Below are 22077 nucleotides of genomic sequence, written 5' to 3'. Positions count from 1 at the left end.
CTGCCCTCGAGCGGGAACTCATCGCGGAGACATCTGGCTCTGTCGGAATGTTGAAGCTCGCCGAACTCGGCCAACAATTGCGTAGGCACAAATTTCGGTTGGAGGTGCTGGAGCGGTGCATATCCGGGCTCTCCGAACGAGCGCGGCCCGCGGAAATGGCTGTTGATGCACGAAAAGGCGCCCGCGATCCGGGGGTAAGAGGCAGTTCCGCCTGTTAGCAGCGGCCGAGCAAGCAACCCGCGCCAGGTGAGGAAACGATGACGCTGGCTGCCCACCTGCACCGGAGAAGCAACGGCTTCCCGCCAATGTTCCATGCAAGAACCGGGATCTAGAAAACCGTATTATCGATGGGACATGAATGGTATAGTGGGATCAGGGCCTGAGCATTCTCCGATTTTTATGGCCCCCTGTCCTACGGGTGACCGGCGCCCCCCCAAACCCCACCCCCAACGTCGGTCGCCCCGTCTTTTCCCGGCATTGTCTTTTCCCGGCTTTTTGCTGGACGATGGTTTGATAGACGTCGAGATGTTTGAGCTGGATGCCGGGCTTCGTCAATCTCAAGGGGCAAGGAGCGCCACTTTCCGACCTCAGCACCTCTGAGCGCGAACGTCTGGTGTGATGCCCGATGCGCGCTTTCGTAGGGCATCTCGCTGTTACATCGCGGTGACAAAAGCACCGCCACGGTGGCGTCAACCGGTTACCAAAAGCAGCAAATATCTCCGACCTTCTGGGAGTGGCGTGTCAGCGTCCCCAGAGGCTGCGTGGGCGTGTCGCCGGTTGGCTGTTAGTGCGACGACCGGATCGCTCCACGCCTCCGTAAGCGGGATAGCGAAATCTCGTGAAGGCTAGGTCAAGCTGCGTTCTCCGTTCTGAATCGGCGGCGGGTGGCGGCTGGGAGAGATGGATGCCATGCACGTTGCGCGTCTGGAAGTTGGCGGGGAATTGGCGCGAGGCAGCCCGCGTGCACGCGCCTGGCCGGGCGGTGCAATGACCGCGCAGCGCCGCCTCGCAGCGATCCTGGCTTGCGACGTGGTCGGCTATTCGCGCCTGATGGAGCGCGACGAGCGCGGCACGTTCGAGCGGCTCAAGACATACCGCAAGGACCTCCTCGAACCGCTGGTCTCCGAGCATCAGGGCCGGATCGTCAAGCTCACCGGCGACGGCATGCTGTGCGAGTTCGCGAGCGTCGTCAACGCGGTGACCTCGGCGATGGCGATCCAGCAGGCTTTGGCAGAACACGAGGCGGAGACGCCTGAGGAGGAGCGGATTCGCTTCCGCATTGGCGTCAATCTCGGCGATGTGGTCTGCGAGGAGGACGGCGACCTCTACGGCGACGGTGTCAACATCGCTGTCCGCCTCGAAAGCATCGCCGATCCCGGCGCCGTGGTCGTCTCGGGCACCGCCTACGACCACCTTCAGGGCAAGCTCGACGGCGGCTTCACGCCGCTCGGCGACCTGCGCCTCAAGAACATCGAGCGGCCTGTGCGCGCCTATCGCGTCGAGACCGACGCCGGCGCCTCGGTGACGGCACCGCCTCCTCTGCCCGCGAAACCCTCGATCGCGGTTCTGCCTTTCACCAACATGAGCGGCGACCCCGACCAGGAATACTTCGCCGACGGCCTGGTGGAGGACATCATCACGGGATTGAGCCGGGTGAATTCCTTCTTCGTGATCGCCCGCAACTCGTCCTTCACCTACAAGGGCCGGGCGGTGGACCTGCGCCAGGTCGGGCGCGAGCTGGGCGTCCGCTACGTGCTCGAAGGCAGCATCCGCAGAGCAGGATCGCGGGTGCGTATCAGCGGGCAGCTGGTGGACGCGATCAGTGGGCACCATGTCTGGACCGACCGCTTCGAGGGCGACGTGAGCGACATCTTCGACCTGCAGGACAAGGTGACCGAGAGCGTCGTCGGTGCGGTCGAGCCGCGCATCCGGCTGGAGGAGATCAAGCAGGCGCGCATGAAGCCGACCGACTACATCGGTGCCTACGACCTCTACCTTCGTGCGCTGCCGCGTTTCTACAGCATGACGCGCGAAGGCTTCGCCGACGTGCGCCGGCTCACCAACGAGGCGCTCAGCATCGACCCTGGCTTCACCCTGGCGAAGGCACTCGGTGCTTATATTCGCAGCCTGTCCGTGAGTCAGTGCTGGCACGAGCCCGACGATATCCGCGTCGCCGTGCGCATGGCCCGCGAGGTGCTGGCGGACGCGCGAGACGACCCGACGAGCTTGCGTTTCGCCGCGCAGGTGATCGCCTACAGCGCCAAGGATTACGAGACGGCGCTGGACACGATCGAACGGTCCCTGCTCCTCAACCCCAATTCGGCGCAGGGCTATACCGGCAGCGGCTGGGTGAACGCCCATTCCGGCCGCCCCCTCGCCGCGATCGAGCACTTCCACAGGGCAATGCGGCTGAGCCCGGTCGACCCCGAGAAGGGCATCGCGCTTTCCGGCATCGCGATGAGCTACCTGATGCTCGAACGCTACGAGGAGGCGCTGGCTTGGGGAGAACGAGCGCTGCGCGAGATGCCGAATTACGGCTCCTCGCACCGGGTGGTGATCATGGCGCTGGTCAAACTCAATCGGTCGGACGAAGCGCAGGCGGCGGCGCGGCGGCTGATGGAGGCGTTCCCGACCTACACGCTCGGCCTGCAGAGGCAGATCAACCCGTGGCGGGACAAGGTGTTCGCCGAGCGCTACGTCGAGGCGCTGGGTATTGCCGGCGTGCCGGAGTGATCGTCGCGTTTGCCAAGATGCCCTCTCCTGGCGGCTGCAGATGTGATTTGCCAGCTGCCGTGCGGCGGCGCGTTGCGGCAGGCCGCTGTTCGAGGTGGATACGACGAGGGCGATTGAGCTCAGCGAGACGGCGGTTTCTTCGCGATCCACTCTGCTGGTATAGGTCGCCCCCACGCCTCGTAGAATGGCGCAGCGATATAGGTCGCACCGTTCCGGGCAACGTTCGTTTCTCCTAGCGCAGGTTTGTCGTTTTCCCGCCGGATTATTGCCTGATAGTGAATTATGTCACCCTCCTTTCGGACAAGAACCATGGTGAGCGCTTCCTGTCGGTTGGGCGCGTCTACAGCAAATTCATAAGGACCAACCTCGTTCATCAGCGAGGTCCAAACCTCGTTCACCATCAGAACTGCATCAGCACCATAGCGCAGCGCTTCTTGGGCGAGCGACCTATTTATGACGTACTTTTGCGCCCGATCCTCAATTTCGTAGCCGAAGAATTTCACGAGCTCAGTACCGCGGAAGAAGAACATCATTGGCACGTGATAACCGTCGCGATTGAATACCTGCCGGATCATGCCAAAGTAGGCTTCACTCAGAGTGTCGAGTGAATCATATTTTTCCTTCATTGCGGAATATAGGTTGAGATCGGTTTTCTGTGCCAGTTCCTTTCTGTCCTGCTCTGTCAGGTTAAGCGCTTGAGGAACGAGCGAAAGGCGCGACCCGTTGGTCAATGAAATCAACAGCTCCCGGCGGGCCTCGTGCGCAATCATGCATGGCATGCGCCAGCCAAGCGCCGGAGCGTCGAATTTTTCGCCGGTTCGGCCATCGACTGTCATTGGTTCCGGCAACCCAAGGTGCCGATGCGCGTCATGCACGATTTCCTTTGTCTTGCCGTAGGCGATGGCGAGGGCGTCGAGAAGCTCATGATCCGGCAGATTGTTCTCAACCCACCGACGTTGGATACGCAGCGTTCCGTTTTTGAGCACGTGTTTTTCTAACGCGTCCTTTGGAATGCCTTTCAACAACTCCATTGGCGTCGCGAATAACTCCGCCCGCACCTCCATGCGCGGCACCTCAGAGCTGAGATATGATGCGAGGATTTCCGCGCGGACGAAACTGTGGATTTCCAGATCGCCCTGATGCTCGATCTTTGTACGCGCGTCGTGGAGCCACCTCATCAATTGATCTGCGCGCATCCTTTCCTGCCAGGGTCCGTACCAGGCATCAAAGTCCGCGAAGATGGCCTTGTGATTCTGTAATCGCCAGGTGACCGTTCTGAGGGTCTGAATGGTGTTCTGCGCGAACATTCGAAAATTCTCGGGATCGAAATACTCCGCCTCCGCGCGATGCCACAGTTGATGTGCGTCTTCGAGGCGACGATCGACGCCCGCAAGGGGACAGTTCTTTTCGTGTTGATCGTCGGTCTTGCCCATCGTCCGATATTATCACATGCATCAAGCTGAGGGTCACCCACCTGGCTCAGTGTGATGCAGGAAGAGCGGAATGCGCCAAGACACTCCACCACCCGGATCGCTGTACCACGCGGCAGGCGCGCCTCGGCTGCCAACGGGTCCTAATATCTGCAATCTCCTTGCGGATAACTTGGTCGTCGAGCAGATGAGGCCACAGGCGCGCTGCCTTCAATATCGGGGCCACAACGATGCTGTAAGCTGGACAGGCTCGCTGACCTGCCGGGCGCGACTCTCGTCGGCTTTCTGCCGTGGATTCGCGAAGAGGGGCGAACGACGTTGTCGTTCCGATACGCATAATGGAATAGTGCTCAGATTAGCTTCGTAGTTCTCTGACGTTGACTGTTTCAACGTTGCTGGCGATCTGCCACTGTCCCCGAATCGGTGATGATGCGAGAATATTGGCGATTCGGGGGATTTGGGACAGGGAATGCAGAATATTGTTCGCGCCATACTCGAGTACGTCAACGAAACAAGGCAACTGGAAGCGCTGCCCTCCTCTACGGAGAATACGTTCTATCCCGCAATCAAAACATTGATTTCGGCTATACTAAGGGAAGGCCGACTTCCGTTCCAAGTGCGAGTGAACACATCGGAAACCAATGCGAAGGCGCGGGACATGCCAGACTTCGTACTTGGCGACGATAAGATGTTCGTCGGCGTCTATGGCGAAGTAAAGCGGCCGAGCACCTCACTTGAAGACCTTTCAGTTTCAACGGAACAGAACGACCAAATCGGCCGCTACCTCGCGCAAACTGGTGTGGTCTTAATTTCAAATGTCCGGAGCTTCGGATTGCTCGCATGCATCGCGGGCTATGACCGTCCAGTAACAGGCAGCGTTCCGCCAGAAAAGCGAGTTCTGATTAAGACTGTAGACGTGTGGTCCGGCGTCACCGGTGCCGGACCACACGCCAAAGTCGATGACGCGGCGGTTGCGGACTTGTTAGAAATCTTCGAACGATCCGTCACTGATTATGCCCCGCTTGCCGATCCTTCCAGCTTGGCGAAGGTGCTTGCGAGGCAGGCTCGCGACGCGAAGGACCAGCTTCCTGGCGACCTGAAAGCAGTCAAGCCATTGTTGGATGATTACCGCCAAGCGCTTGGCCTCTCCTTCGACATTGACGACGAAAAGGGGGATCGTTTCTTCCGGTCTTCATTGGTGCAAACCGCGTTCTATTCGTTGTTCGCCGCGTGGGTGCTATGGGACAAGTCGAAGGAGGAAGAACGCCTGAAGGCAATTGCTGAAGGACGTCCAGTTCCCGTCCAAACCCATTTCGAAATCGACGACGCCCACAGCTACCTCCCGATCCCGTTCCTTGATGCACTCCTGCACGACATTCGACATCCAAAGAGGCTGAAAGCACTTGGGCTTGAGGATCATCTTGCCCGCGCCATCGCGACTTTGAACCGCGTTAATCGCCCGCTGTTTCGAGCGCGCATGACTTTTCCGACGATCGATGAACAAACAACGGCGGCGGCGATCACCTACTTCTATGAACCGTTCTTGGAAGCCTTCGATCCGAAGCTTCGTGACGATTTGGGCGTTTGGTACACACCCCCGGAAATTGTGCGCTATCAAGTGCGCCGGGTTCACCACATTCTGAAGACCGAGCTCAATCTCCCGCGCGGCCTTGCGGATCCCGATGTTGTCGTCCTAGACCCCTGTTGCGGCACCGGCGCCTATCTCTTGGAAGTGGCGCGGTGCATTGCCGATGAAGCGAAGGCGGACGGCGATGAATCCGCAATCGGCTTAGAACTGTCCCGCGCCTTCCACGAACGGGTGATCGGTTTCGAAATCCTCACCGCGCCTTTCGCGGTCGCGCAGCTACAACTCTATCTTTTGCTCGATAGTCTGGGGGCCAAGCCGGACCCGGACAGGCGCTTGACGATTTTCCTCACCAATTCGCTTTCAGGTTGGCGGGATAACGGTGACGTGAAATTGACCTTCCCCGAGATGCGCGAAGAGTTCGATGCCTCTCAAGAGGTAAAGCGAAATGCAAAGATCATCGTCGTCATCGGCAATCCGCCCTACGACGCATTTGCAGGAGCAGCACAAGCCGAAGAAGCTGAGTTAGTAGCACATTATAAGGGTGTAGAACTTATAGACGACATCGATTCAAAAACGAAGCAGGTGAAGCGTAACGAATTCGGCAACCCAAAAAAGAAACAGCGTGGGCAAAGCGCGCTTTATTTCGACTATGGAGTTCGAAAACAGCTTCTTGATGATCTGTATATTCGCTTCTTTCGCATGGCCGAAGAACGCATCGGCGAAGTGGCAAAATTTGGCATCGTCTCCTATATTTCAAATTCATCGTACCTAACGGGACGTTCGCACCCGATCATGCGCAAGTCGCTGTTGTCGAACTTCCACAGTGTTTGGATAGACAATTTGAATGGCGATAAATACAAGACCGGCAAACTCATCCCAGAAGGATTGCCGGGCGCTGGCACTTCTGACCAAAGCGCTTTCAGCACGGATATGGATGCACGCGGCATTCAGCCGGGAACAGCCATAATCACGCTTGTGAAACGTGCTGAAGCCAAGACCGAGCCGACGGCAACGGCGGTTCACTACCGCGACTTTTGGGGCTTGGCGAATGCCAAGCGGGCCGCACTTGTCGCGGCTTTACCTGCCGGCGTCGGGAATTCGTCATCACCGTATGATCCTGTTACTCCGACACGCGAAAACCGTTGGCGTCTGTCGCCAACGATGATCGAAGGTGGCTACGAAGCATGGCCCGCTTTGGACGAGCTCTTTCCAACGTTCTATCAGGGTGTGGAGCCAAGTCGTGGACTGTCTGGCACGGTTATCGACACTGACAAACGCGAACTGACCCAACGAATTCAACATTACCTTGGTGCGAATAATTTCGACGAAGCAATAAGTCTAAATCCGGCTTTCGCGGAAAAATACTCACGATATGATGCGCGAAAAGAATGGGATTCCGTGCGAAAAATCGGTTTTGCTGGGAGCAAGATCGTAGAAAATCTATTGTTTCCTTTTGACCAACGATATTTGTACTACGAAGTTAGTGGAAAATGGTTAAACGAAAGCCGCCCTGAATTTGATAAAAACCTGAGAGGTAATGAGTTCTTCGTGACGGTGCCCGAACCTCGCAAGCTATCAGAATCGCGCCCGGTTTTTTCATCAACTCTCACAAATCGCCATGTCCATGAACGAGGTTCCGCAATATTTCCACGCGAAGTTCAAGAGGGGTTTTCTGCTGAACGGTATGCTAATTTGTCGGAAGCCGTTTGGCGCGCTTTAGGCATGCATTTCGGGCTTACCGAACCAACTGATACAGCCCGTCGATTACTTTTTTAAGGGATAGCGACGTGGCCCGCGCCTTTGTGGGGAAGCTTTTTCGCGTAGGCTTCGCGATCCTCCATGCACCAGTTTACCAGGCCGAACACAAGAGCGCACTCTCGGCCGATTGGGCACATCTGCCCATTCCTAAGGACCTCAATCTTTTCGAACAACTTGTCGTTAAAGGGGAACAGGTAACACGTCTGCTTGATGCCAACCGCGATGCCCGCGATGTGATCGAAGCCGTTCTTGGGCGCGAATGCGCGGCCCCGCTTGGTCCCCTCAAGCGTAGCGACGGCACTAACCTTCGTCCCGGCGATTTGAAGGTCAATGTCACCTATTGGGGTGGCGGCAAGGGCCGATGGAAACCCCGACCGTTCACGATCGACGACACCCCGAATGAGATATGGGGCGCTGACGTTTGGGGGGAACGCACTGGTGACCTATATATCAACGATGATGTTTTTTTCTCCCACGTTCCTGAAGCAGTTTGGACCTATCAGCTTGGCGGCTATCCCGTTCTCAAGAAGTGGCTCGGCTACCGCCAAGCCGATCGACGCGACGATAAACCGTTGACCGACGATGAGCGCAAATGGTTTCGCCAAATGATCCAACGGATCGCCGCGCTTCTGGCGCTAGGCGTTGAACTCGACCCTTTATACCAGCAAGCAGCGGCCAACGCGTTCACCGCCGCGGAATTGGGGATTGATCGGTAATTTGCTGGAAGGTGTAGTTCATCCGGATCACCTTGCCAGCACAGCGCCAACTAACTGCGGTCGTCAACCACCACGACCCCAGCTATATTCCGTCCCGAGCTCGGTTCATCGCCCCAATAGTCAAAATCCAGGAAGCGACGCGTCTCCTCTACCGAGGCGGCCCGCTCTATCAATCGACCGACATACCCTGGGAGTACCCGGGCGCTGGTTGTAACCTCAATTGAGGTCTTCCTTGCGCCCGACCCGCCGATCCTTGGTCGGGCAAGATCTTGGACATTCTTCATGACAGTGTCTGGAAGGCTGAGTTTGGGTCGGTGACACACCAGCGAATGCCAAGGCGACATAATTGTGCGAAGTTTGTCGATGCCGTCGGCAGCCATAAGTTCCACGTCGTGTGGCAGCGCGATCGTGCATCCCCAGAAGCTCGGGCCACGATAATCGTGGCGGCAGTTATTGTGAAAGCCATAAAATCCATTTGGTGGAAAGTCGAAATTAAAAAAGCAATACAGCGGGTCTAAACCATCGGATTTTGCTGCCGAAACTAACTTCTTCAATTGGCCTAGCGGCCTACCCTTCTTGAACAAGCTCTCGTAACGCCCGCTAGGAAAGAGCCGCTTGGCCTGTACTCGATAGCCAACACCTTTGCCATTTCGCGTGAACCACCACTCCCAATCGGCCCCGTGTTTAGCCTCCTGAGGTTTAGTAGCTGGAATCACGGTAATATTCCCAGACTGATGTTGACGCGCAATGTTGTAAAGGCATGTTTCGGTAATAGTCTCTTCGCTCAGAGCCAAGCCAAGCCGGCTAGACTCCTTCATCTGCTTCCAGACCCTTCCTGCCTCTTTTCGAAAGCTTGCACAAAGTTGCATTGGTTCCCCTCCCCGCAATCGGCAAGCACCGATTATCCCGCTTCACCGACAGTCAAATGCCCAGTGTCGTCCTCCTCTTCACGCATTACCGAGGAGCCATCGTTGTAGCGATGATAGATCATGATCGTCATCAAGCCGGCCAGCATCGTCATGTGACCGTCGTCCATGTCGTCAAAATGCAACTGGCCGAAATCGAGGGCCATATGAACTCTGCCGGCCGCCGCTGTGGCCAGTTCCCTTTGGCCAATGTCCTGGAACGCGCCCTGCTCCAGGATCATTTGGTAGTCTGCGCCTTCCCAGCGACCGGCCTTCTTTTGGATCGGCCAACGCAGTTCTGCTATGACTCGTTGAGCCAAGGCATCTTCATTGTTGTGATATCGGGTTGGTCGAGGTGAGAATGCGATTTGCCTAATGACCTGGTTCAGGTCACCGGCAAAGCTTCCGGGTTCAAGCTCGTACTGCGCCCCCGCATGATCCCAACTGGCCTCCCAACTCGTCGTGATGTGACTCAGTGGGCGCAGGACCATTCGGTCGAGATAATCACTGCGGGCAAAGAACCGCACTAATACATCGGGTGCATAGACGATCTTGGCTTTGGTCGCTTTCTTCATCGGTCCTACCGTCGCGCATTCAGTTTTGATGGTCTGGTCGGCTTATGTCGGTGTTCAAACTGAAGCTACCCCATGAGGGGACTGTCTTAGCAGTAACTGGACGCGACGGAGAAACGGAGCAAATTCACTACATTGTTGGCGCACCCGACAGGATTCGAACCTGTGACCTCTGCCTTCGGAGGGCAGCGCTCTATCCAGCTGAGCTACGGGTGCCTTCAGGATCGGCGATCTTGAAAACGAACCAGCCGGTGAACCGGCCAGCCACGGCTTCTTAGCGGAAGCGGCGGCGGGCTTCAACGGGCAATTGCGCTGCCTCCTCGCGCAGAGGTCACAGGTTCGAATCCAGTCGGGTACGCCGCGCCGAATGAGAGCTGGATCGAACGGAAAAACAGCCGTCCAACGAGAAGCCAAGCCCGAAGGCCCGCAAGCCTGAACGAAAAACCCGCCTTGCGGCGGGTCGCTGGCGCGAATCAGCACCATATCCAGATTTATAGCATAATTGCCGTCACCGGGCAACCGATCGCGAGCCCGGTCTCCGCTGGCGTTTCGCAAACGCTATGGTCAATGAGGGACCTTTGCGGCAAGATGGATGCTGTTGTCCCGAAGTCGGGCAAGCGCGGGCCGTACAAAACGAAAGCCTTCGCCCGATGCCGATAAAAGATAGCACCGGGAGGGCCGTGTGAAACGCGCGTTTCTATTTGGGCTCGCGGCCCAGTTAATCTTCATTAGCGCGATCTTTCTGGTTTTTGGTGATCTAATGCTGCCAATGACGCGGTCTCCGCTCATTGGCATTGTCGCATTGGGTTTGGGCGTCGCGAGCGCATATTTCGCTTGGAGGGCGACCCCTCATTTGTCCTGGCTGGTCAAAATCGGGATGTGGATTGCCGGCTTCCTTGCCATCTACGTGCTAATCCCCCTCATCGAAGTCGTCGCCGTGCTGATCATTCCGCTAATTTCAAACTGAGAGACTACCCGAGCCCGCCGGTCGTCCATCCGCCGCCGTCGGCGTAAGGCTGCAGTCACCTCGACATGGCCGTAGCGCTGGGGCGGCGCCTGCAAACATGATCAAGCTAGCTCGCGCCGCCCTCCGCCTCGCTCTTCACCGCCCGCCTCCGCACCCCGCGCACCACCCGCTTCGATTTCTTCGCGCCGATCGCGCGAGAAGGGCGCCCGCTGCCGGCCTGCGGTGCCGAACGTGCCTGCAGGTGCGAAGCGCCCTACTGCTGCACGAACATCAGCCGCGTCTTCGCATCCGCCACCGTTGGCGACAGACTCCGCTGGATCAGCGCCTCGACATGGTCGTTGCGCTGGCGGGCGCTGTCGGCGCCCATCACCACGACGATCAGCTGGCGGCCGTCGGCGCTGTAGGAGGTCACGATGTTGAAGCCGGAGGCCCTGATATAGCCGGTCTTGATGCCGTCGACGCCGCGCACCCGGCCGAGCATGTCGTTGTGGCCGCGCACCAGCCGTCCGCGGAACATGAAGTCGCTTTCGGAGAAATAGTGGAAATGCTGCGGGAAGCGGTTGCGCAGCGCCATGCCCAGCACCGCCATGTCGCGCGCCGTCGTCACCTGGCCGCCGTCGGGCAGGCCCGACGCGTTGCGGAACACGGTGCTCGACATGCCGAGCTGGTGCGCCTTGGACGTCATCATGGCGGCGAACTGCTCCTCTGAGCCGCCGAGATATTCGCCCACAGCCACCGCCACGTCATTGGCCGATTTGACGACGATGGCGCGGATCGCCGAATCGACGTCGATCGTCTCGCCGCGCCGGAAGCGCAGTTTTGTCGGCGGCTGCCTGGCGGCATTGTCCGAGACCGGGATCTGCGTCTCCTTGGCTAAGCGGCCGCTCTCCAGCGCCTCGAACAGCAGGTAGAGCGTCATCATCTTGGTCAGCGAGGCCGGATAGCGCTGCGCCGACGAGTTGACCTCGAAGAGCTGCTTGCCGGTTCGGGCGTCGACGACGATCGCCGCATATTTTTGCGGCGCCGCCGGCACCGCCAGCACAGTCTCGGGCGGCGCCGTGGTGCAGCCGGCGATCAGCACCAGCAGCGCGAACGCGGCCATCAATTTCTGGATGAGCGGAATGGGACGCTGGTCGGACAAGGGCTGGACTGTTCTGAACGCGGCTGTTGCTGAGATGCGGCGAAGCTAACGTAACGCGCCTGCCGCGTCCATTTGGTTAACACCTGTAGTGACGCATTTGCCCAGGTTTCAGACGGGGAGAGGGGCGCTGTCATAAACGGCCTCGCCAATCACCAGCGTCGCAAGATGGGGCGCCGGGGCTGCGGCCAGCCTCTTTCTCCCCGTCACTATACGGGGAGAAATGCCCGGCAGGGCAATGAGGGGCGGCGCCAGCCTTGGCGATTGGCGGGTTCCGCTGCGGCCCTGTCCTGCCGCTCACCCAGCACCCTGCCATGCCCCGAAAACGCCCGCTTCCTCTCCTGTTTTGCTCACGGGGCCGCGCTGCTATTATGCGCGCGGCATTGGCTTGGGGGAACGACATGACGAGTGGAATGGAACTCGGCGCCAAGGCGCCGTCGCTGCTCAAGGCATCGCTGGGCCGCACCGGCAAGTGGGCCGGCAGCGTCGCGTTCGTCAGTGGCGCTGTTTCCGACGTGCTCAATCCGCTGGCGCCATTTGCCGCCTATATCGCTTTAATCGCCGCTGTCGCGGCTGTCATTATCGCGATTGCCGTCGTGCTCAAGCTGGTGCTGGCGGCCAAGGCCGTGCCGGCGCTGATTTTCGCCACCAGCGCGGCGGCGGTCGCCGGCGGCGTCTACGGCCTGCAACAGCAGACCAATTCGCAAAACGGGGTGATCGCCAGCCTGGTGCCGGCGGTGGCCGAGCTGCAGCAGTCGATGGGCATCGTCGCCGAGAAGGTGGCCAGGATCGAGCAGACGGTCACGCAGACGCAGAAGACGGTCGAAGCCGTCAAACAGTCGACCGACACGGTGGCGAAAAAGACCGAGGAGATTGCCTCCAACCAGCAGCAGCAGACCGTGCAAGGTGCCGAAACGCAAAAGACCGTCGAAGCGGTCAAGCAGACCACCGACACTTTGGCCGCCGGCCAGCAGCAGCAGGTGGCGCAGGCCGAAAAGCTGCAGGCGACGACCGAGCAGATCGCCGCCTCGATCGACACCATCGCCAAGGGTTTTGCCGCCCTTGCCGCGCAGGGCGGCGCGATCGCCGACCCCAAGCGTCCCGACGAGTATTACCACAATGCCCGCGTCTACGAACTGTCGGGCGACATGCTCAATGCGCGGCGCTCCTACCTCGCCTTCGCCGGCTTCGATGTCGACGCCGTCGATCCCTACACCCGCTTTGCAACGCTGCTTCGGGTACAGGACGGCAAGGCCGGCGCCCGCGAGGTGTTCGGCGCGCTCTCCGACAAGGGCAAGGCGTTGTCGATCAAGCTGGTCCATCTCATGCAGTTCGACGATGTCCAGCGCCTCGACAAGCTCAACGCCTTCATCGCGGCCCATGCCGATTTCGCCCCGGCCTATTTCCTTTTGGCGCAGGAGTTTTCCGAGGATCGCCTCGGCAGCCAGTCGCTGTCCGACAAGCGCAGCGAAGCCCAGGCACTGACCAAATTCGTCGCCTATGAGAAGGATGGCGGGCTGCTCAAATATTTTGTCGACCAGAGAGAGCTTGCCGACTGGCTGGACCGCAGCCGCAGCCGGGTGGCAGCGCTTGGCGACGTGCTCGATCCTGCGCTCTTCGCCCCGACGCTGACGCCGATGCGGTCGAACCAGGGTTGGTCGATGACCATTTCGCTGCCCGAGCCGGCGACCGCCATTTCCTGGCGCTTGGGCAACAGCGGCCCGTTCACCGACACCGGTTTCATGGCGATGAACGACCAGCGGACCGGCAAGCCGATGCCCAATCCGAGTTTTGAGCTGCCCGACAGCACCGCAGCCACCACGATCGGCATAAAGTATCTCGATCTCCGCGGACGCGAGACCGGCCCGTTCGACATCAGCTTCGATCCCGACGCCGCCCTCCAGCAAGGCGCGAAGCAGATCCTCGACCAGTTCTGGACGTCGTGGATCGCCTTCGATGCCAGCGGCAACCATGGCCTGGTCTATTTCTCGCAGATGCTGTCGTTCCGCTGCGCCATCAAACAGGTGCATTACGGCCTGAACGGCGCTGCGCTCGACAAGGAGATCAAGATGCCGCCTTGCGACAAGAAGGACCCTTACGCCATCCCCTACGATTACCAGCCCTATTTCAAGGTCGCCGACAGCGTGAAGTCGATGTCGGTGCAGGTCACCTACACCGACGGCACCAAGTCGCCGGTCAGGGAGTATAAGCGGCAGTAGCGGGTGGCTGCTGCTGTGGTATCGCCGATGACTTGGCGTCGGCGCTGCCCCTCACCTGCCTGCCGGCATCCTCTCCCCGTAAACGGGGCGAGGGACGCTCTCATCTCTGATTTCGCCAGTCGCCTGCGTCGCAGGAGAGCGCCGACACTGCGGCCTGCTAGTTTCTCCCCGTTTACGGGGAGAAATGCCCGGCAGGGCAATGAGGGGCGGCGCCGACAAGTCGACACGTGGCCGCCTCACGCTGGGCTCGTGCACAGCCTGATGCAAAATGCCGGTCTCAACGCTTGCTCCAAACGCGCTGACCGGGCTTTGCTGGCGCCGGCAGAATCGGCAGGTGGACATGGACACGCTCACAATCGGCGCAACGGGCATTTCGGTCTCGCTCGATCTCACGGTCGGCCACATCGCCGACATGGCGGTCGACATCGATGGCCGCCGGCTAAACCCATTGCATCGCGCGCCCTGGGTCGGCGCGCCGCGCGAAACGCTGCCTGAAAACCTGCCCGAGGGCACGGTGCGGCTGTCAGGCGATTTCCTCTGCGCGCCGTTTTCGCGCAGCGACGTCGAGGCGGCGCCGCTGCATGGCTGGCCGGCCAACAGTGCCTGGGATGTCGTCGAAAACAGCGCCATCGCCGATGGCTGGCGCGCCGCCTTCCGGCTGCGCCGCAAGGTCATGGGTGCCGCCGTCGACAAGGTGCTCACCCTCCGCGACGGCCATCCCTTCCTCTACCAGGAACATGTCTTCTCAGACGGCGCCGGCGCCATTTCCATCGCCCATCATCCGATGACGGCGATGCGCGACGGCGGCAGGCTGGCCTTCTCGCCCAAGCGCTTTGCCGCCACTCCCGCCGATCCGCTGGAGCCCGATCCGGCCCGCGGCCGCTTCATGCTCGCCTATCCCGCACGTTCCGCCGACCTGGCGCGGTTTCCAACCGCCGATGGCGGTACGACCGACCTCGGCGAGTACCGCAACGATCGGGTGCGCGAGGATTTCCTCACTCTGGTCGAGGCCGATCACGGCGGGCCGGGCTGGACGGCGCTCGCCCGGCATGCCGAGCAGGATCTGGTGCTGGTGCTGAAGAACCCGGCCGAACTGCCGGTCACCATGCTGTGGTTCAGCAATGGCGGGCGCGACTATGCGCCCTGGAACGGCCGCCACCGCGGCGTGCTCGGCATCGAGGACGGCCGCGCTGCCGTCGGCCATGCCGCCTCGCTCGGCGACAACTGGCTGAAGCGTGAAGGCGTGGCGACAGCCTTCGCGCTTGCCGAAGGGCGCTCGGTATCGTTCCGCCATGTCATCGGCGCCGTCCCCCTGGCCGGCGGCGAGCCACCGCGCGACATCGAAACCGTGCGCGACCGGATGCGCATCCTCGCGGCCGACGGTGCGACGAAGGAGATTGCCTTCGACGGCGACTTCCTGCGCATCGGCCGGTCCGTCCCGGCCTGAGGCGCCGACGCCGCGTTTGAAATTTCCACCAACTGCCGCCAAGATACGCCGATCACCCTGCGGAACATCCAGCCAGGAATGCCTCATGTCCGAAATCGCCCATCTCGCCGCCACCATCTTCAAGCGTGCCGGCAAGGCGCCCCGCTTCGTCGTCGCCATCGCCGGCCCTCCCGGCGCCGGCAAGTCGACGCTATCTGGCTCCTTGCATGACCTGCTGCCGGAAGGATCCTCGGAAGTCGTGCCGATGGACGGCTTCCACTATGACGACATCGTGCTCAACCAGCGCGGCCTTCGGCCAAGAAAAGGCGCGCCGGAAACCTTCGACTTTGCCGGCTTCGAAACGCTGTTGAAGCGCATCCGCTCGGGCGAGCCCGACATTGCCATCCCGGTGTTCGACCGCAGCATGGAATTGTCGCGCGCCGCCGCGGCAATCGTCGGTGCCGGCACCAAGTTCATCCTGGTCGAGGGCAACTATCTCCTGCTCGACGAAGAGCCATGGTCGCGGCTGGCGCCGCTGTTCGATTTCACCATCTTCGTCGACGTGCCGCGCGACGAGCTCGAACGCCGCCTGCTGGTGCGCTGGCACGGGCATGGCCGCTCCGATGAAGACGCCCGCGCCTGGATCGCGTCCAACGACATGCCCAACATCGACCGCGTGCTGGCGCGGCGGCGGCCCGCTGATCTTGTCATCGGCGATCATGCCGGATTTTAGCATTGTTGGTCGGGGAACCTTAAGACTTTCCGGTCGTTATGCCCGACACGGCATTTAGCTGGATCAGGGAAAATCCGATGGCAACCAGGACCAAAAAACCCGCCAAGGGCAAGTCAGTTCAACCCAGGGCAACGCAGGCAAAAGCGGGTGCCGGCCCGGCAATCGCCGAGCGTTCGAAGGACGCCAAGCCTGCCTTCGGCAAGGCCGCGCCGAGGAAAGTGGTGCCCGGCGCCGCCCCGAAAGCCACCAAGGCCAGGAAACCGGCGGCAAGCACCTCGAAGGGCGCCGTTCGCACGGCAGCCGGCGTTGCGGCCGGAGCGGTCGTCGCCACCGCGCGAGGCGTAGCGTCGCTCGCGGCCTCCGTCGTCGGCCGGGGCGGGTCCAAAGCCAAGGCAAAATAGGTCCCAGTCGCGGTTCCCGTCCTTGCGGCCGGCCGCGCTCAGCCCCTTGCGGGAATGGTTAGGCCTTTTTGCACCGCGGGCCGCGCGAGGCCGCGCTCCAGCCATGCCGCGACGATCGGGAAATCGTCGAAGCCTACCAGTTCGCGCGCCTCATAAAAGCCGATCAGATTGCGCACCCAGCCGAGCATCGAGATGTCGGCGATGGTGTAGTCGTCGTCCATGATCCATGTCCGACCCTTGAGCCTGGTCTCCAGCACGCCGATCAGCCGCCGCGATTCGTCGCGGTAGCGCTCCAGAGGCCGCTTGTCGGCGATCTCTCGCCCGGCGAATTTGTTGAAGAAGCCGACCTGTCCGAAGATCGGCCCGATCGAGGCCATCTGGAAGAACACCCACTGGATCGTCTCGTAGCGCCGGATCGGGTCGGCAGGGATCAGCTTGCCGGTCTTGTCGGTGAGATAGAGCAGGATGGCGCCGGATTCGAACAGGCCGATCGGCTGGCCGCCGGGACCGTTCGGGTCGATCATCGCCGGTATCTTGCCGTTCGGGTTCAGCGACAGGAATTCCGGCGTCCAGCTCTCGTTCTTGCCGATGTTGACTGCGTGCGCCTCGTAGGGAAGGCCGAGTTCCTCCAGCGCGATCGAGATTTTCACGCCGTTGGGTGTTGTCGCGGAATAGAGCTGGAGGCGGTCTGGATGTTTGGCCGGCCAGCGCTTGGTGATCGGAAAGGCGGACAGGTCGGTCATGGAAGGCTCCGGAATCGGAAGCGGCGCAAGGGGCGGGTCGCAAAGAATTAGAAGCAGGCCCGGCCCCGATCAATATGGCCGGCAAAGTTCCGGCCAAATGGTGCGACGGCCTCAGACCGCCTTGAAGGCCAGCACCGCATTGGTGCCGCCAAAGGCAAAGCCGTTGCTGACCGCGACGCGCACCTTGCGCTCGCGCGCCACGTTCGGCGTCACGTCGAGATCGCAATCGGGGTCCGGCTCGCGGAAATTCGCCGTCGGCGGCACGATGCCTTCGCGGATCGCCATGACGCAGGCGATCATCTCCAAGCCGCCCGAGGCGCCAAGGCAGTGCGCATGCATCGACTTGGTCGAGGAGATGGAGAGCGAATGCGCGTGCTCGCCGAAAACGCGCTTGATCGCCGCCGTTTCGATCTGGTCGTTGGCTTTGGTGCCGGTGCCATGCGCGTTGAGGTAGTCGATATCCTCCGGATTGAGCCCGGCGTCCGCCAGGCAGAAGCGCATCGCCGCTTCCGGCCCTTCGATGGTCGGCGCGACGATGTCGGATGCGTCGGCGGACAGGCCCGTGCCGGCGATCTCGGCCAGGATGGTGGCGCCGCGCGCCACGGCGTGGTCGTAGCTTTCCAGCACCGCCATGCCGGCACCTTCGCCGAGGATCAGGCCTTGGCGGTCGGCCGAGAACGGTCGGCATGTGTCAGGCGACAGAACGCGCAGCGCCTCCCAGCCCTTCAGCACGCCCCACACAAGCGGCGCGTCGGTGCCGCCGGCGACCATGACGTCGGCGCGGCCGAGCCGGATCTGGTCGACCGCCGAGGCGATCGCGTGGTTGGCCGACGAGCAGGCCGAGGTGACGCCAAACACCGGCCCGCGCAGGCCGAGATGCATGCTGACCTGGCCGGAGGCTGCGCCCGGCATGACTTTCGGCACCGTGAAGATGCCGGCGCGGTTCTTCTTCTCGATCAAAATCGCGCGATAGTTTTCCTCGACCGCCTCGAACCCGCAGACCCCGACGCCGACGATGGTGCCCATGCGGTAGGTGTTGTCCGCATGAGCGGTCAATCCGGAGTGCTGCATGGCTTCGCGCGCGGCAATCACCGCCAGCAGGCTGAACCGGTCCATCGACACCAATTGCTTGCGGTCGATGCCGTGCTCGGGCAGCGCCTTGATTTCGCAGCCGATCTTGACCTTCAAATCATGCAGCAGCGGATTGTCGATCGGACCGATCGCCGAGCGGCCGGCGCGCATCTCGCTCCAGATTGCCGGTGCATTGGTGCCGAGCCCGCAGAGCCCGCCGATGCCGGTAATGACGACGCGCTTCAGCATTCGGTCAGGCTTTTTTCGCGATCAGCGCGCGAACAGCCTCGACCATGTCGCCGACATTCTTCAAATTGCTCCAGGCATCGACCGTGTTCATCTCGATCTCGATGCCATACTGTTCTTCGAGATCGAAGATGATCTCCGTCAGTTCCAGCGAATGGATGCCCAGCGACGTCAATTCGGTATTGGCGGTGATCTCTTCGCCGCCAGGCTCGGCATGAGCCTTGATCTTCTCGATGATGTCCGTTGCCAGCTGGTCAGCCATTCGGTTTCTTCCCCAACTTTGTCGTTTCCCGACGCCGACTGATCAGCGCCCCTTTGTCCCCGGATTCACATCGTCGTCGTCGCCCTATACCCCGCCAGGCGCTGCGTGACCGTTCCAAGGTGGCTCTCTCTATAGAAACCGAAACGTTGTGAGGCAACAAGCTATATATCGACAAAGCCACGGGAGTGCTTAACGTTGGTCGTGTGGACATGATGGAAACTATCTCGACTTCGGCGCCCGCGGCCCAGCGTGTTGCGGGGCGAGCCAGGCTTTTCTGCGGCAGGAGCGATGGTCGCACGCGCCTTCGGCGTCTCTATCAGGACGGCTCGGCCAAGATCCGCATGCCTTCAGTCTCGGCCGATCCGCTCGAAGCCGTGCTGATCAACACCGCCGGCGGCCTGACCGGTGGCGACCGTCTCGACTGGGAGGTGGATGTCGGCGCCGGTGCCTCGGCCTCGATCACCACCCAGGCCTGCGAAAAAATCTATCGCGCGGCATCGGATCGCGCCGAAGTGCGGGTGAGGCTGACCGTCGGCGCCGGCGGCCGCATCGCCTGGCTGCCGCAGGAAACCATCGTCTTCGATCGGGCGGCCTTCGCCCGCACGCTCGATGTCGAGCTTGCCGCCGATGCCGAGGCGCTGCTGCTCGAGGCCACCGTCTTCGGCCGCCTGGCCATGGGCGAGCGCACGACGCATGGCGGTTTTCACGACCGCTGGCGCGTCCGCCAGGACGGCGCGCTCGTCCACGCCGAGGATTTCCGTATCGGACCGGATATTGCCGCCAGCCTTGGCCGTGCGGCCGTCGTCGGCGGCGCCGCCGCGATGACGACGGTGCTGTTGGTCTCGCCGCGCGCCGAGGCGTTTCTCGACCCGGTTCGCGCAATCATCGGCGGTGAGGGCGACGCCAGTGCCTGGAGCGTGAAAAAATCTGGCAAGCTTCTTGCGAGGCTGTTTGCCGAGGACGGCTACCAGCTCCGCAAGCGGCTGGTTCCGCTTGTCGAATTGCTCAACGGGCGGGCGGGCCTGCCCAAATTATGGTCACTCTGATTCTGCCACTTTGATTCTACCTCTTAGGAAAACGCATGAACCTGACGCCGAGGGAAAAGGACAAGCTGCTCATCGCCATGGCGGCGATCGTGGCGCGCAAGCGGCTCGAACGCGGCGTCAAGCTCAACCATCCGGAGGCGATTGCGCTGATCACCGATTTCGTCGTCGAAGGTGCTCGCGACGGCCGTGCGGTCGCCGAATTGATGGAGGCCGGCGCCCATGTCGTCACCCGCGCGCAGGTGATGGACGGCATCGCCGAGATGATCCACGACGTCCAGGTCGAGGCGACGTTTCCCGACGGCACCAAGCTGGTGACCGTGCACGAACCGATACGGTGAGGAGAAAAACATGCTCGAGCTGCGCCCAAACTGCGAATGTTGCGACAAGGACCTGCCGCCGGCGGCGATGGATGCGCTGATCTGCACGTTCGAATGCACCTTCTGCGCCGATTGCGCGGAAAACGTGCTTGGCGGTGTCTGCCCGAACTGCGGCGGCAATTTTTCGCCGCGGCCGATCCGCCCAGCAGCGAAGCTGGAGAAATATCCTGCTTCGACCAAGCGCGTGCTCAAGGCCGAGGGCTGCGGCCCCCGCAAGGCCGCGTGACCGGCACGAACCCTGTCAGCAGAGAAGGCATTTCGATGATATCAGCTCCGATGAAACGAACCACGCTCGCGGCGATCCTGCTGCTCGCCGCCGCCATGCCCGCCTACGCTCATGTCGGCGTCGGCACCACCTCGTCCTTTGCGGCCGGCCTCATGCATCCGCTGTCGGGCCTCGACCACATGACGGTGATGATCGCCGTCGGGCTCTGGGCGGTGCTCAAGGGTGGCAAGGCGATCTGGGCCTGGCCGGCGGCGTTTGTCGGCGTCATGCTGGTCGGCGGCGCGCTCGGCATGCTGCACGTGCCGCTGCCCTTCGTCGAACCGGGCATCCTCGCTTCCGTCGTGGCCTTGGGCCTGCTGGTGGCGCTGGCGGTCGATCTGCCTGTCTCGGCAGGGGTTGCCATTATCGGCCTGTTCGCGCTGTTCCACGGTCACGCCCATGGCACCGAGGTGCCCGAAAATGCCGGCGGGCTGGAGTACATGGCCGGCTTTGCCGCGGCCACCGTGCTGCTCCATGCGACGGGCATTGCGGCTGGTCTGGGCCTTGGTATGCGCTTCCGCGGCTTTGCCCGTGCGGCCGGCGCCGCCTGCGCGGCGATTGGCGTCGGCCTCGTCTTCGGCGTGCTGTGAGGCCTCAGATGATCCCGGGCGAAGTCATCACCGCGAGCGGCGAGATCGAACTGAACAAGGGCCTGCCGACCGTGACGCTGAAAGTGGCCAACAGCGGCGACCGGCCGATCCAGGTCGGCAGCCACTACCACTTCTTCGAGACCAATGAAGGGTTGAAATTCGATCGTGCCAGGGCGCGCGGCATGCGCCTCGACATCGCCGCCGGAACGGCGATGCGCTTCGAGCCCGGCCAGGAGCGCGACGTCACGCTGGTGCCGCTCGGCGGCAAGCGCGAGGTCTACGGCTTCCAGCAGAAGGTGATGGGCAAGCTGTGAGATCGATTGCCGATGCATGTCGCCCAAAAGTGCTGAGCGGTTTTGGAGCAGCGACATGCATGGAAACAAGCAGCGCTTTCGGCTCAGCCCGACGGCTTGGCCGCCGCATAGATGACGACTTTTCCCGGATCGTCGAACTCGACGGCGAGAACGTCCTCGGCGGCCACGCGCCTGGAATCGATGGCATTGAACAGCAGCGCGTTCGCTTCGATCTCCTTGCGCAGCTCCGCGATATCGTCCTGATGCTGTTTGATCTTGGTCTCGATCGCCGGCGGCGGGCCGCCTTCGCTGCGCGCCGCATCGGTGAGGAACACGATATCGACCTTGTCGAGCTTGGACGTCTTGCGCACGGTGCCGATGTTTTGCCGCGTCCGGTCGATCGCGATGCTGACCTTCCCGGCTTCAGTGCTTGTCCTGGTCTCTTCCTGCTTGACCTCCGAACCGATGATGCGGTCGACGGTCTCGGTGCTTCCAAGCCCTTGCGCGTTGAGCTCTGTGGGGGAGCCGGCCGCGGCGAGGAGCGCCAGCGCGGCCATCGCTTGCAGCCATCTTGTCGTGAGGGTAATCGCCATCGCTC

The 22077-nt window shown here is 61.5% G+C and carries 21 protein-coding genes and 1 tRNA gene; 13 read left to right on the top strand and 9 right to left on the bottom strand.

Annotated elements, in window-relative coordinates; translation table 11 throughout:
• Window positions 1–987: 987 nt before the first annotated feature.
• Window positions 988–2733 carry an adenylate/guanylate cyclase domain-containing protein gene (locus DH08_RS05600; protein WP_192178280.1) on the top strand — a complete coding sequence of 582 codons (1746 nt, stop codon included), beginning with the start codon at window positions 988–990 and terminating at the stop codon, window positions 2731–2733.
• Window positions 2734–2852: 119 nt separating this feature from the next.
• Here DH08_RS05600 and DH08_RS05595 read toward each other — a convergent pair whose 3' ends face one another.
• Complete coding sequence (locus tag DH08_RS05595) at window positions 2853–4166, bottom strand: hypothetical protein (protein WP_192178279.1); 1314 nt, start codon at window positions 4164–4166, stop codon at window positions 2853–2855.
• Between the two features lie 466 nt (window positions 4167–4632).
• On the opposite strand from DH08_RS05595, the gene DH08_RS36805 reads away from it, so the two are divergent.
• Window positions 4633–7527, top strand: a complete 2895-nt coding sequence (locus DH08_RS36805) for a type ISP restriction/modification enzyme (protein WP_192178278.1) — start codon at window positions 4633–4635, stop codon at window positions 7525–7527.
• 11 nt (window positions 7528–7538) lie between these two features.
• Window positions 7539–8225, top strand: a complete 687-nt coding sequence (locus tag DH08_RS36800) for a type ISP restriction/modification enzyme (RefSeq protein WP_192178277.1) — start codon at window positions 7539–7541, stop codon at window positions 8223–8225.
• 50 nt (window positions 8226–8275) lie between these two features.
• Here the strand turns inward: DH08_RS36800 and DH08_RS05580 are convergent, their stop codons facing one another.
• The 3 genes from DH08_RS05580 to DH08_RS05570 form a co-directional block, all read right to left on the bottom strand.
• Window positions 8276–9094: a DUF6615 family protein gene (locus tag DH08_RS05580; RefSeq protein WP_192178276.1), complete on the bottom strand. Its 819-nt coding sequence runs from the start codon at window positions 9092–9094 to the stop codon at window positions 8276–8278.
• A 32-nt stretch (window positions 9095–9126) separates the two neighbouring features.
• Window positions 9127–9705 (bottom strand): hypothetical protein, encoded by a 579-nt coding sequence (locus DH08_RS05575; protein WP_192178275.1) that lies wholly within the window; start codon window positions 9703–9705, stop codon window positions 9127–9129.
• A 136-nt stretch (window positions 9706–9841) separates the two neighbouring features.
• Window positions 9842–9918, bottom strand: a tRNA-Arg gene (locus tag DH08_RS05570).
• 466 nt (window positions 9919–10384) lie between these two features.
• Between DH08_RS05570 and DH08_RS05565 the strand changes: the two genes are divergently transcribed.
• Window positions 10385–10669, top strand: a complete 285-nt coding sequence (locus tag DH08_RS05565) for a hypothetical protein (protein WP_192178274.1) — start codon at window positions 10385–10387, stop codon at window positions 10667–10669.
• Window positions 10670–10922: 253 nt separating this feature from the next.
• On the opposite strand, the gene DH08_RS05560 is transcribed toward DH08_RS05565, so the two are convergent.
• Window positions 10923–11810 carry a D-alanyl-D-alanine carboxypeptidase family protein gene (locus DH08_RS05560; RefSeq protein ID WP_246800692.1) on the bottom strand — a complete coding sequence of 296 codons (888 nt, stop codon included), beginning with the start codon at window positions 11808–11810 and terminating at the stop codon, window positions 10923–10925.
• 398 nt (window positions 11811–12208) lie between these two features.
• Between DH08_RS05560 and DH08_RS05555 the strand changes: the two genes are divergently transcribed.
• From DH08_RS05555 to DH08_RS05540, 4 genes are all read left to right on the top strand, one after another.
• The gene (locus DH08_RS05555; RefSeq protein WP_246800691.1) at window positions 12209–14026 is read left to right on the top strand and encodes a methyl-accepting chemotaxis domain-containing protein; all 1818 of its coding nucleotides are present in this window, start codon (window positions 12209–12211) and stop codon (window positions 14024–14026) included.
• A gap of 340 nt (window positions 14027–14366) precedes the next feature.
• Complete coding sequence (locus DH08_RS05550) at window positions 14367–15473, top strand: hypothetical protein (protein WP_192178273.1); 1107 nt, start codon at window positions 14367–14369, stop codon at window positions 15471–15473.
• An 85-nt stretch (window positions 15474–15558) separates the two neighbouring features.
• Entirely contained in the window at window positions 15559–16185 is a 627-nt protein-coding gene (locus DH08_RS05545) for a nucleoside triphosphate hydrolase (protein ID WP_192178272.1), read from the top strand.
• A gap of 77 nt (window positions 16186–16262) precedes the next feature.
• A complete protein-coding gene (locus DH08_RS05540) occupies window positions 16263–16586 on the top strand; it encodes a hypothetical protein (RefSeq protein WP_192178271.1) in 324 nt (107 codons plus the stop codon).
• 38 nt (window positions 16587–16624) lie between these two features.
• Here the strand turns inward: DH08_RS05540 and DH08_RS05535 are convergent, their stop codons facing one another.
• The 3 genes from DH08_RS05535 to DH08_RS05525 all read right to left on the bottom strand — a co-directional run bounded on the left by DH08_RS05535 (window position 16625) and on the right by DH08_RS05525 (window position 18908).
• Entirely contained in the window at window positions 16625–17329 is a 705-nt protein-coding gene (locus DH08_RS05535; RefSeq protein ID WP_192178270.1) for a glutathione S-transferase family protein, read from the bottom strand.
• Between the two features lie 111 nt (window positions 17330–17440).
• Complete coding sequence (locus DH08_RS05530; protein ID WP_192178269.1) at window positions 17441–18649, bottom strand: beta-ketoacyl-[acyl-carrier-protein] synthase family protein; 1209 nt, start codon at window positions 18647–18649, stop codon at window positions 17441–17443.
• A gap of 4 nt (window positions 18650–18653) precedes the next feature.
• Entirely contained in the window at window positions 18654–18908 is a 255-nt protein-coding gene (locus DH08_RS05525) for an acyl carrier protein (RefSeq protein ID WP_192178268.1), read from the bottom strand.
• Window positions 18909–19117: 209 nt separating this feature from the next.
• On the opposite strand from DH08_RS05525, the gene DH08_RS05520 reads away from it, so the two are divergent.
• The 5 genes from DH08_RS05520 to DH08_RS05500 are packed head-to-tail and all read left to right on the top strand — an operon-like array spanning window position 19118 to window position 21500.
• Window positions 19118–19954 carry an urease accessory protein UreD gene (locus DH08_RS05520; protein WP_192178267.1) on the top strand — a complete coding sequence of 279 codons (837 nt, stop codon included), beginning with the start codon at window positions 19118–19120 and terminating at the stop codon, window positions 19952–19954.
• A 35-nt stretch (window positions 19955–19989) separates the two neighbouring features.
• On the top strand, window positions 19990–20292 hold the full coding sequence (locus DH08_RS05515) for an urease subunit gamma (RefSeq protein ID WP_006200750.1): 303 nt from the start codon (window positions 19990–19992) through the stop codon (window positions 20290–20292).
• A 10-nt stretch (window positions 20293–20302) separates the two neighbouring features.
• Complete coding sequence (locus DH08_RS05510) at window positions 20303–20557, top strand: DUF1272 domain-containing protein (protein WP_192178266.1); 255 nt, start codon at window positions 20303–20305, stop codon at window positions 20555–20557.
• Window positions 20558–20592: 35 nt separating this feature from the next.
• Window positions 20593–21186 (top strand): HupE/UreJ family protein, encoded by a 594-nt coding sequence (locus DH08_RS05505; RefSeq protein ID WP_192178265.1) that lies wholly within the window; start codon window positions 20593–20595, stop codon window positions 21184–21186.
• A gap of 8 nt (window positions 21187–21194) precedes the next feature.
• On the top strand, window positions 21195–21500 hold the full coding sequence (locus tag DH08_RS05500) for an urease subunit beta (protein WP_192178264.1): 306 nt from the start codon (window positions 21195–21197) through the stop codon (window positions 21498–21500).
• A gap of 83 nt (window positions 21501–21583) precedes the next feature.
• Here DH08_RS05500 and DH08_RS05495 read toward each other — a convergent pair whose 3' ends face one another.
• Window positions 21584–22072, bottom strand: coding sequence for a hypothetical protein (locus DH08_RS05495; protein ID WP_192178263.1), 489 nt, complete (start codon window positions 22070–22072; stop codon window positions 21584–21586).
• Window positions 22073–22077: the final 5 nt, after the last annotated feature.

The organism is Mesorhizobium amorphae (genome assembly GCF_014843845.1).
In the GTDB taxonomy this organism is placed as follows: domain Bacteria; phylum Pseudomonadota; class Alphaproteobacteria; order Rhizobiales; family Rhizobiaceae; genus Mesorhizobium; species Mesorhizobium amorphae_A.
The sequence above is the reverse complement of the archived record's forward strand: the minus strand, read 5'-3'. Positions and strand labels throughout refer to the sequence as shown.